Here is a 10,008-nt window from a genome sequence, read left to right as displayed (position 1 = left end):
AAAAAGTGTTACCTATGTCCCGGTACATGTGTAACCCATGTCCTGACCCCATACATCCACTGAAAAAGGGAGGGTCAACATAGATTAAATCGATACTATTGCTCGGCAGCTGGCGCATCACATGGAGATTGTCTCCGAAGAAGAGCCGGTTAGCGCCTGTTGGGAATAGTGGAGACGCCTCAAATTCATCCTTGTGCCCAAATTCCTCGCGGTGCACCTCCTGAAACGGGAGACGCACTACTGGGTACGCATGCTGGAACTTCGTTATCTTGGTTTCGCTCCGTCGGGTTTCCACTTCCCAACCCAAAGGTGCTTCGTCCAGCGGGATGGCACCAAAACGTGCTGGAAGTTCATAAAATTCCTTCTGTTCGGGGATTTCAATTTCTTCAACGTCAGGCTCTATAAACTTGACCTCTTCGACCTTCAGCTTCTTTGCCCCTAGATTTTCTTTCTTCATCGTCTCCTCCACCACGTCTTGGTCAAGTCGCCCGGAGGCCAACCCTTGAACTCTGTTAGGTCCGCCTTCTCGGCGTCTTTCCACCAGACCCCAAGTCCTTAGGGATAGTCATGGAGCCGTGGAAAGCAGAACCCAGGCGATTTGTTGAGCGGCACCCCTGGCGTTGAGATCGTCCTTGTGCCATATTTGTTCCAACTTCCTATCAATTATCATAACAGACGATGCAGACGATGTAAACGGCGGAATTGCAGAGCGCATTTGACTATTCGTGCAGTCTGTAATTGCACGACCTATTGTGAACACTCTCGGAGAGTTGTAGGAGTGGTGTGAGGACCGGGGATTTTAGCCTTGCAGCGAGATTGCATCAATCATAGCACGAGCGCCTTTCGAATTTCCTCTTTCTCTTGGATGGCGACAACGATATCCGCTCTCGCAGCGGCGACCTGAGCGAGACTGGCGCTCCAGTACTCGTTGTCCCGGTCATAGACGCAGACAGCTCTCACATCGGGGTCCGCCTCTCGCATGTCGCCAAACTTGAACGCCCAAGCTTCAACCTTCTCTTGGAGCGAGAGTTTCTTCCTCGCATCTATGGCCTTAACGGCCGTCTTGTGTTCGTTCAGAGACAGAAAATCAACTTGATGCGTCGGTTCAATCCGCCCGGGCAAAACTGCTCTTGGACCAGCTAGAGGACGTGGTTCTATACCACGGACGACATTCCGCAACCTTTTTGCTATGCGCTCCTCCGTCACTAGCGTTACTTTGTGAAGGAGACGGAGGTCACCGATTCTTATGAGAGCCTGTACTACTCTGCTGAACACATCGCCAACCTCTGCGACCTTTGCGAGCGCAAGGACTTCATCTTTTTCAAAACTCAAGTCATATTTGCTCAGTATGTCCTCCACCATCTTCCTCTTCTGACCAAGAATTTTCACACCGCTAAGCCATAGGTCAGACAGAGCATTTTTCTTGTCGGATATGGCAATGAAGTTATCGCCAACTTCTCTGACAAAAATCTCGACAAAGTGACCGCTCGCTACGACAAAGGGCATTGATATCACATACTCATCTCCCACCTTTTGCCAGAGGGTGTTCTCTCTTATGGTCTTTAAATATTCCTGTATTATGCGGTCAGGTAGCTCGTCGCTCATGTTGCCCAAATTAGGTCTCCATCTGTAACCTGAGTTGCCCTCCCATCGGACCCCACACATCAATATTCCACAGTTTCCGCGAGATTTCAATAATTATTTTTGCATCAGCCCGCTTGCCTACACTTCTCAGTACCGGAACCTCGAATACCTTTTCGCTATCGTTTGCATCATCAAATATGTGTTCGTGCCATCCGAATACACAACTGCCGTCCGGGTTCGGGTGTCGCGCGTGCCAGTTTATTCCCCTAATGGGTTTGTTCTGCAAAAGCAAACACGTTCCGTTGCCGAAGAACCTAAAAATCAGGTCGTACTTCCGACCATCCTTCATGTGCACAGGGTAGTCGGCATATTCGGAAGTTGGATTGAGCACGCCAGGATCTTCGATGTACTTAGGTGCCGACACGATTTCATCTACCTCGTCTGCTGTAAACGCAAATTTCCCCATACAAGAATTGCTCTACTGAAGCATCCGTCCTTTCAATTCACGCTTGTGCCAGATTTGTGCCAACTTGCTGTCAAACATGGTAGCAAATGGTGTGAGTAATGTAAATAGTGTAATCCGTGAAAGTGTCTGGAACGATAGGGAGTTGCCATAACTCTGCGCCCGTTAAGCATTTCCAAAAACCGCCCTGAATGGCATTACGAATGCGTTGCTCTACCACTGAGCTACATCGGCAACTACATTTAAGATTGCAGATTTCAGATCTAAGATTGCCGTTTCAGGTCTCTAGCTATCAGTGTTTTGTCGAAAGATATTCTACGATAAAAGGGCGCGTAGTGCAACGAGTTTCGCAGGTCAGCCTTTGTAGGGGCAGGGTCTCCCTGCCCAAGCCAAGAGTTTCCTAATGCAACGAAAAAGCAAATGTGTCATTGCGAGCCGCCAGAGGCGGCGTGGCAATCTGAAACATCTCTGAATCTATGTCTGGGGACGGTGCATGACACTATGACATTTTCGCTGTCGTATCGTTCTTCAAAAGTTCACGCCGGTCTCCGTCTCGTCCCTCGCAACCAAAAAAGAGCGCCTTTGTCAGAAAGTCATGCACCGTCCCTAATCTTCTTTCTTTGGAGGCTGATGGCAGATTTACGGCGATATGCTCTAGGTGTCAGTCGAAGACCAGCAGAGTTCATTCGAAGCACCGACGGGTTGTACGGGATCTGTCTTTGGCAGAGACAAAGATTGAGCTCAGCGTGCCTCTGCGGAAGGTCTACTGCGCATCTTGCGGGGTTCGGGTTGAGGATCTGGAGTTCGTGCGTCCATGGGGGCGAGTCACTAAGCGACTGGCTAACTACATCAAGGATCTGTGCAAGAGAATGACTGTGAAGGAGGTGGCTGAGCATGTTGGCCTTGATTGGAAGACTGTGAAAAAGATTGACAAGGAGGCTTTGGAGGAGGAGTTTGGGGACACAGACTATGGCGGTCTTAGTATTCTGGCCATCGACGAGATATCGCGTAGAAAGGGGCATGACTATCTCACGGTGGTGCTGGATTATCTGACAGGGCGGGTCGTATGGGTAGGTGAGGGAAGAGACGAGAAGGCTGTGACGGCTTTTTTTGAGGGGATGACGCAAGGGGGATTGGGGACGGTGCTTGACATTTTGACATTTTCGCTGTCGTATCGTTCTTCAAAAGTTCACGCCGGTCTCCGTCTCGTCCCTCGCAACCGAAAAAGAGCGCCTTTGTCAGAAAGCCATGCACCGTCCCTAATCTTTCATTCACCAAGCCCAATTCTCGCTTCACGAGGAGCCACGAATGCCGCCCTGTTTCTTTCGATGTTCAGTCGGCTCCCAGCACCCCAATCCATTCGCCGTCAACGAGACAGTGGATTATTGAGGCTTTCCCGAGAAAATAGTCCTCAATTCCGTCGTGCTTAATCTCGTGTGACTCAGCCTCCCCGTATATTCTGCACGCCTTCTGAACGGAAACCCCTTTCGCGACCATTATGGCGCGCGAAAAACCAATCTTGCCCCTGCCTATGCCCTGGAGGATGGTCCTGTCTTTCGCCTCCCTGATTCTGGAGATGTTCTCGACAGACCCTCCCCAAAAGATCATGATACATGATGATCTATTCTTGGATGCCAGAACAGCGAAGTCAGTAATCCCCTTTTCTCTGAATTCACCCGAGATCACGTTGTGAGGCCGCGAAGGTCTGTATGCCTGAGGAATCGTATAGCCATGGTCCTTCAGATATTCACGGATATGTTGAGGAAGTTCCGGGAACGAATCAGGTGGTAGACGTCTGGTCTCCAAGTCAGCCTTTTCCCACTTAGACCACTGCCTGTAGACCTGAAACACATTTCCCACCGCCAGCGATATCTCCCTGCCGTCGTTCGATATGCCTATCTTCGGCCGTGATGCCGTGGCGACATCAGGGAGACGAGTGCTCCATAGCTTGCTACCTTCAGTGTCATAGAGAACTACCGACTTGCCCTCTATCACTGAAACGCGTTTGCCGGAGCCTGCGAAGTCAGCATCCCCAATGGCTGGATCACCGTGCTCAAATATCGTTCTACCTATGAACGTCCAGAGGACCATCATCTTCGAGCGTTCGCACAGCAAGACATATTCCTCCGAACCACCGAACCGAACGCGTCTTGCCGCAAAGCCAAGCACCTTGTTGATGCAGTCTCCGTATTTGCCCAGCAGATATGTAACAGCCTTGGATGAATTAACTGTATCCTCGTCAAAAGAGACGATGGCCTTTTTGCCCTTCCTAGATATTGAAGCTGCGGAACACAGGCCAACTGGCTCATCGGGGACAAATGTCCACACTCGTTCTCCCGCGTTACTGTATAGGGATACCTCACTACGAAGACCACCTTCGCTGTGGTACAACGCTACGAGAAGGAGATACCTACCGTCGTCGCTGAAGCAACCTGATGCATATCCACCGGACCAGTCACTACGTATTTCTTGTGCGATAAGCTCACCTTCTGGTCCGTAGAAATCGACCCTTGGCCCCTCAAATGGGGCATTTGTCGGGATTGTCGCGCAGTAGCCTGCGTTAGATAGGATAATCCTGTCCGGGTTCCCGTCACCGAAAGGTGCGACTTCTACCTGCGCCGTAATCGCACCGGAGCGGTTGTAGATGTCCCACCTGCCCTCACCCTGGTTCTCTTCCACGAAGATGCCTATATACTCGCCGTTGTTGGATATACTCGGGTCTCCAGGGCAGGAGACCTGAAGGACCCTGCTCAGACCGCTGTCCAGCAGAAACAGCTTGCCGGCGCCGGTGTCAGGGGGTACACCTTGCATCCACGGTCTAACCGCGACAGGTCTTGCTGCTTCCCTCTCTCCCGTGGACCCGAGGTATATAGACCTCACGTCTTTCCCAAGCACATGCCTCTCTGATAGGTAGAAACATGTCTTTCTTGGCTCAAGGTTCATGTCCGTCAGATCCTGGAAAAGCCCCTCGGAGAACGGAAGAACCTGAGAACCAACTCCAACTCCCGCAACGCTCAATGGACTGAACTCGCCTATGTCTTCCATGTATGATTTGACCTTCAGCGCAATCTCCGGCGATGGGACATTCACACTGACACAGCACACCAAAGGTACTATGTCCTGATTGACAGACGTCTCAGATCCCTGAGCATCCTGGGATTGTCTGTATCCACTCGCGCCAATGGCCAGTGCCAGTAGTCCAAACCCAACTAGATGTTGCCTGAGTACCCTCATATCCCTCTAAGCCACTTCAGCCCGACACCCGCGAAGATTGTGCATTCCCCTCAGCCTATGAGAAGTGCTTTTGTGGCATAATGACTTGGGGACGGTGCTTGACATTTTGACACTTCCGATGCCCAAAAGAGTTGTGCCAGATTTGTGCCAACTTGCTGTCAAACATGGTAGCAAATGGTGTGAGTAATGTAAATAGTGTAATCCGTGAAAGTGTCTGGAACGATACGGAGTTACCGTAACTCTGTGCCCGTTAAGCATTTCCAAGAATCGCCCTGAATGGCATTACGAATGCGTTGCTCTACCACTGAGCTACATCGGCCTCTACATTTAAGATTGCAGATTTTAGATTTAAGATTGTCGTTTCAAGTCTCTGGTTATCGGTGCTATGTTGAGGGATATTCTACGATAAAAGGGCGCGTAGTGCAACGAGTTTCGCAATAGCGTACCTATCTTGCCCAAAACCTTGGAACCACAGATTAACACAGATTTCCACGAGATTGATTTTCTTGTTCGGGTTGAACGAGGACGGGCCATTCTGCCTGCCCCGTTTCTCGTGAAGCGAGATACACGGGGAGCGAAAGCGAAGAATCTGCTTTTCAGTTGTCCTTGTTCCAACCAGAGCAACAAAAGAACAAAAATGTCATTGCGAGCCAAATAGGTCCAGCCCGCCGCAGGCGGGATGAGACATATTTGGTCCTTCGTCGGCGTTAGCCGAGGGAGGAGAAGCCACCGGCGACGAAGCAATCCAGTCGATCGGGCCGGACCTTACCCTTCGACACTTTGAACCAAAAGTTTATGAGTTTATGCCTGCCTAGGGCGTTTCACGGCCCCCCCCGTTTCTCGCGAAGCGAGATACACGAGGCCTGTCTCCATGGTTCTCCCGTAAGCTGGACCTCGTAGGATTTGAGCCACATCGGTTCAATCAAGTCTGTCCATGACCGGGAGCAGAACAGCGACGGCGATCAGACATTGACATCACACCAACTGGCTGCTATTCTTCCAACTGCGTGCTGGAAGTGAGGGTCTATGTTCCACGCAAATTGACTTACCAAGCGAGTATCCATGTGTTGCCGCAAGCAGAACCGGGACATTGGGATAAGAAACTGCAACATAAATACAAAACCTGCCGAGACCTGGAACACAAACGGCACCGAAGGAATGGGGCCGACTAAACAAGAAGAGTTGCCTTTCAAAGAAAATCGAACTTTCCAGAAAAAAGTCTTTACTTATTAGGTAAAGATATTATATTATGAATATCGACTTCAAGAATAAGAAGCTGAGTAAGATATTCAATTCCGAAGGGAAATTGCAGAAGAATTACGGCAAACGCATGGCGCAGGTCATAAAAAGGCGTATGATGATTCTAAATGCTGCACCAAATCTGGAAGATGTATGTCATCTTCCACCAGAAAGAAGGCATGAGCTCGTGGGCAGAAGAAAGGGAACTTTCGCAGTAGACCTACAGCATCCGAAGAGGCTTGTTTTTAGACCAGCGCACCATCCGATACCCCAAAGGAAAGAGAAGGGTATCGATTTGAAAAAAGTCACTGCAATAACCATTTTAGGCGTGGAGGACTATCACTGATGGCTAACAAGGCAGGATACAAGTTTGAACCTGACTATGCGGTCCATCCGGGCGAAATCCTCGAGGAGACACTCGAGGCACGGGGGATGAAGAAGATCTCCTTTGCGAAGCGGTGCGGGCTTTCGCAAAAAACGGTAAGCCAGATAATCAATGGTAAGGCCCCTGTTACCCCAGAGACGGCCATACAGTTTGAGCGGGTACTTGGTGTCTCGGCGGCAGTGTGGAGCAACCTTAACACCTTTTACCACCTCCATATGGCTCGAGTATCCGCACGGAAAAGGCTCGAAAAACAGGTGACATGGGCAAAGAGTTTTCCGCTTACGGAACTCGTCAAGAGAGGGATAATTGAGGAACCACCTAGCCAGGTGGGTGCTGTCGAGGCTTTGCTCAATTTCCTCGGCGTAGGCTCCGTTCAGGCATGGGAAGAACGACAGAAGCAGCTTGTACAGGAGTCCACTGCTTATAGGCATTCACCTTCATTTAAGAGCGCTCCAGAATCCGTGGCTGTCTGGTTGAGAATTGGCAAGATTCACGCCGAGCATATTGACACCCGCCCTTTTAGTAGGGTGAAGTTCAATAGTGCATTAGAAGAAATAAGGACACTGACTTCCCAGCCGGCAAAGGTTTTCGGTCCCAAAATGAAGGAACTGTGCCGCAAGGCAGGGGTCGCCCTCGTATTTGTTTCTGAATTCCCTGGGACGCACCTAAGCGGAGCTGCGCGTTGGTTAACGAAGGACAAGGCGCTCATATTGTTGAGTCTTCGTCATAAGCTTGATGACCACTTGTGGTTCAGCTTCTACCATGAGGCAGCACATGTCCTTCTTCATGGCAAGAAGAAGGTCTTCCTTGATGAAGCAAAAGGAATGCAAGGTGGTATGGAGAGTAAGGCAGATAGCTTCGCGGCCAACGCACTCGTTCCTGAGCGCGACTACTTGGCTTTCGTTTCACAGGAACGCTTCAGCAAGAACAGTATTATGACATTTGCCAAGAGGATCGGCATTGCACCAGGGATAGTAGTGGGAAGACTTCAGTATGATGGGAAGATCCCACATTGGTGGCACAACGATCTGAAACGCGGGCTCAGGTTGGTTGAGACCACGGAATAACCGGAACAATCAGCACCTCACGCCCGCCCCAACCCACAGATTGATTCCCGCTCCCCCAAACCAAGAGGGCGCGGCGACCGCGCCCCTACAAAGACTAACCAAAGCGCGGAGACAGGCTCTGTCTCATTGCGTTTTGGACAGGCTTGGGGACAAAGACGCCGCCGACTACCACGGCAAAATGTAAACAGAATTGGCGAAATCCGTGCCAGACTTACTGTTCTGGTTGCTGGAAGCCCTTGTGAGAGCTAGGGCAGACGAGGGCCCCTGGCTGAAATGCAAAAGTGACGAAGATCCTTCGAGTATTCGGAGGATAAAGCCTGGCACTGAGCAGTTCTATGTTTTCTGTCTAGGGGTTTCGCTCGGTTGCTTGTCCTGCTTCTTTTCTGCCTCTTTGTCCTGTTTTCTTATCTTCTGTTTCAGACTCTTGTCCTTATCCTTCTTGCCTTTGTCTCCCATTGCGCACCTCCTTCCTTCATGAATTCCGTCAAGTCCTTCCCGACCGAGACCGCAGCGGGACTCCCGAGCGCGGCCTCCATGTTATGCACCGCATCAATGGCCCTAACGGTTTGCTCTCGCGCTTCACGTCTAAGACCACGTTCCAATTCCAGCAATAGTTACACCGTCAACAAACACGACGCGCTTCCCCAGAGCCTTGAATCTGCTAACGAGAAGCCCCTGAGCACAACGATCGCTTGCAAGGATTTCCAGGCGTTCTACGAGTACGCCATCAACGGTTTCCCGTTTTCCCTCAAGATACTCAAGCAATTCCCGGAGTGCCGGCCTATCGCTGAGGTCTGCCCTAACCGCATACGGTGAGAATGCCTGGAAGAAAACGCCGGGGAGCAAAGAGTTCAAAATTGTCTCGTAGTACCCTTTCGGTTCCCCCGCATCGGAGAAAACCTTGACAAGCTCATCTACCACGATGTTAACTGACTCGCACGCCGCGGCCCCGGCCTTTACATGGGCTTCCAGTTTAGCCTTCTGAAGAGAAATCGCCGTTTCGTTCCCCCGCACATAGCCGACATATTTGTGTGGCCTGGGTCTGCAAACACGCCCAAAGACCTCAGCCATATCCTCACCCGTCCTGGCCGCCTGTCTTATCGCTTCCCTCGCATTGTCCTTTGTGACAGAGCTGAATCGAATGACTGCCCGGAGTTCTCCCGTGACCTCGGTATTCCCGGCCCCGGCCTCAACGAGAAGCGCACGCAGTTCGTTTGCTGTTATCATCGCTATCCCTCCCTGTCCTTCTCTTGCCTGTGCCTCTCCATGCCCTTTATCGTTCTCTCTGCAAGCTCCCTGTCCATGCCTGTCAATTCCAATGTCCCCTTTTGTAACGAAAGGTAACATACACTTAACTTGCTGCCAGAATCGCAACGATTTTCCTCTCCAGTGCGTGTGCCATATTTGTGCCAGCTTCGCGTCAAGAATGGTAGCAAATCGCATCAGTAATGTAAACAGTGTAATTGTGAAAGTGTCTGGAACGATACGGAGTTAGCGTAACTGTACGCGCCTCATGAATTTCCGGAATCTGCCCTGAATGGCATTACGAACCTGCCCTGAGCGATAGTCGAAGGGTGCGTTGCCCTCCGCTACGCGAAGGATCTCTATCATAGTACGAGATTATCGAAGACTCTACCACTGAGCTACATCGGCGCTTAAATCGAAGAACGAAGATCTAAGATCTAGGATCTCGTTTCAAAGCGCAATGTCAGAATGCGACTACGCTAAGATACCACTGCGGAAGGGGAAAGTCAATATGGTTCGGTGGGAAGCCACGCATTCGAAGATCGAAAAACGAAGATCTAGGATCTTGCTAAAAGACACATAAATCGAAGATCTAAGATCTAGGATCGAGTAAAAAGACACGCAATCGTGAACCATGACTGGGGACGGTGCTTGACATTTTGACATTTTCGCTGTCGTATCGTTCTTCAAAAGTTCACGCCGGTCTCCGTGTCGTCCCTCGCAACCAAAAAAGAGGGCCTTTGTCAGAAAGTTGAAAATCCTTCGTGTGTTCGGAGGGTCGTGCACCGTCC

The 10,008-nt window shown here is 50.6% G+C and carries 8 protein-coding genes; 3 read left to right on the top strand and 5 right to left on the bottom strand.

The genetic code is table 11. The features are described 5' to 3' along the window. The 3 genes from E3J62_09400 to E3J62_09390 all read right to left on the bottom strand — a co-directional run. On the bottom strand, window positions 1–457 hold a 457-nt coding region (locus E3J62_09400; protein TET44787.1), incomplete at its 3' end, for a hypothetical protein. Window positions 458–825: 368 nt separating this feature from the next. Then, the gene (locus E3J62_09395) at window positions 826–1,665 is read right to left on the bottom strand and encodes a DUF1828 domain-containing protein (protein ID TET44786.1); all 840 of its coding nucleotides are present in this window, start codon (window positions 1,663–1,665) and stop codon (window positions 826–828) included. Further along, window positions 1,616–2,050: a hypothetical protein gene (locus tag E3J62_09390; GenBank protein ID TET44785.1), complete on the bottom strand. Its 435-nt coding sequence runs from the start codon at window positions 2,048–2,050 to the stop codon at window positions 1,616–1,618. The genes E3J62_09395 and E3J62_09390 overlap by 50 nt, the downstream gene beginning before the upstream one ends. 617 nt (window positions 2,051–2,667) lie before the next feature. Between E3J62_09390 and E3J62_09385 the strand changes: the two genes are divergently transcribed. After that, window positions 2,668–3,477 (top strand): transposase, encoded by an 810-nt coding sequence (locus E3J62_09385; GenBank protein TET44784.1) that lies wholly within the window; start codon window positions 2,668–2,670, stop codon window positions 3,475–3,477. Here E3J62_09385 and E3J62_09380 read toward each other — a convergent pair. Then, window positions 3,380–5,281 (bottom strand): hypothetical protein, encoded by a 1,902-nt coding sequence (locus E3J62_09380; protein ID TET44783.1) that lies wholly within the window; start codon window positions 5,279–5,281, stop codon window positions 3,380–3,382. The two genes, E3J62_09385 and E3J62_09380, sit on opposite strands and share 98 nt — an antisense overlap. A 1,249-nt stretch (window positions 5,282–6,530) precedes the next feature. On the opposite strand from E3J62_09380, the gene E3J62_09375 reads away from it, so the two are divergent. Both E3J62_09375 and higA read left to right on the top strand, forming a co-directional pair. Further along, window positions 6,531–6,866 carry a killer suppression protein gene (locus tag E3J62_09375; GenBank protein TET44782.1) on the top strand — a complete coding sequence of 112 codons (336 nt, stop codon included), beginning with the start codon at window positions 6,531–6,533 and terminating at the stop codon, window positions 6,864–6,866. After that, a complete protein-coding gene (gene higA, locus E3J62_09370; protein ID TET44781.1) occupies window positions 6,866–7,972 on the top strand; it encodes an addiction module antidote protein, HigA family in 1,107 nt (368 codons plus the stop codon). Before E3J62_09375 ends, higA begins: the two co-directional genes overlap by 1 nt. 585 nt (window positions 7,973–8,557) lie before the next feature. Here higA and E3J62_09365 read toward each other — a convergent pair. Continuing rightward, entirely contained in the window at window positions 8,558–9,319 is a 762-nt protein-coding gene (locus E3J62_09365) for a hypothetical protein (GenBank protein TET44780.1), read from the bottom strand. Between the last annotated feature and the right edge of the window lie 689 nt (window positions 9,320–10,008).

The organism is candidate division TA06 bacterium (assembly GCA_004376575.1).
Taxonomy (GTDB): domain Bacteria; phylum Hydrothermota; class DG-26; order E44-bin18; family E44-bin18; genus E44-bin18.
The sequence above is the reverse complement of the archived record's forward strand: the minus strand, read 5'-3'. Positions and strand labels throughout refer to the sequence as shown.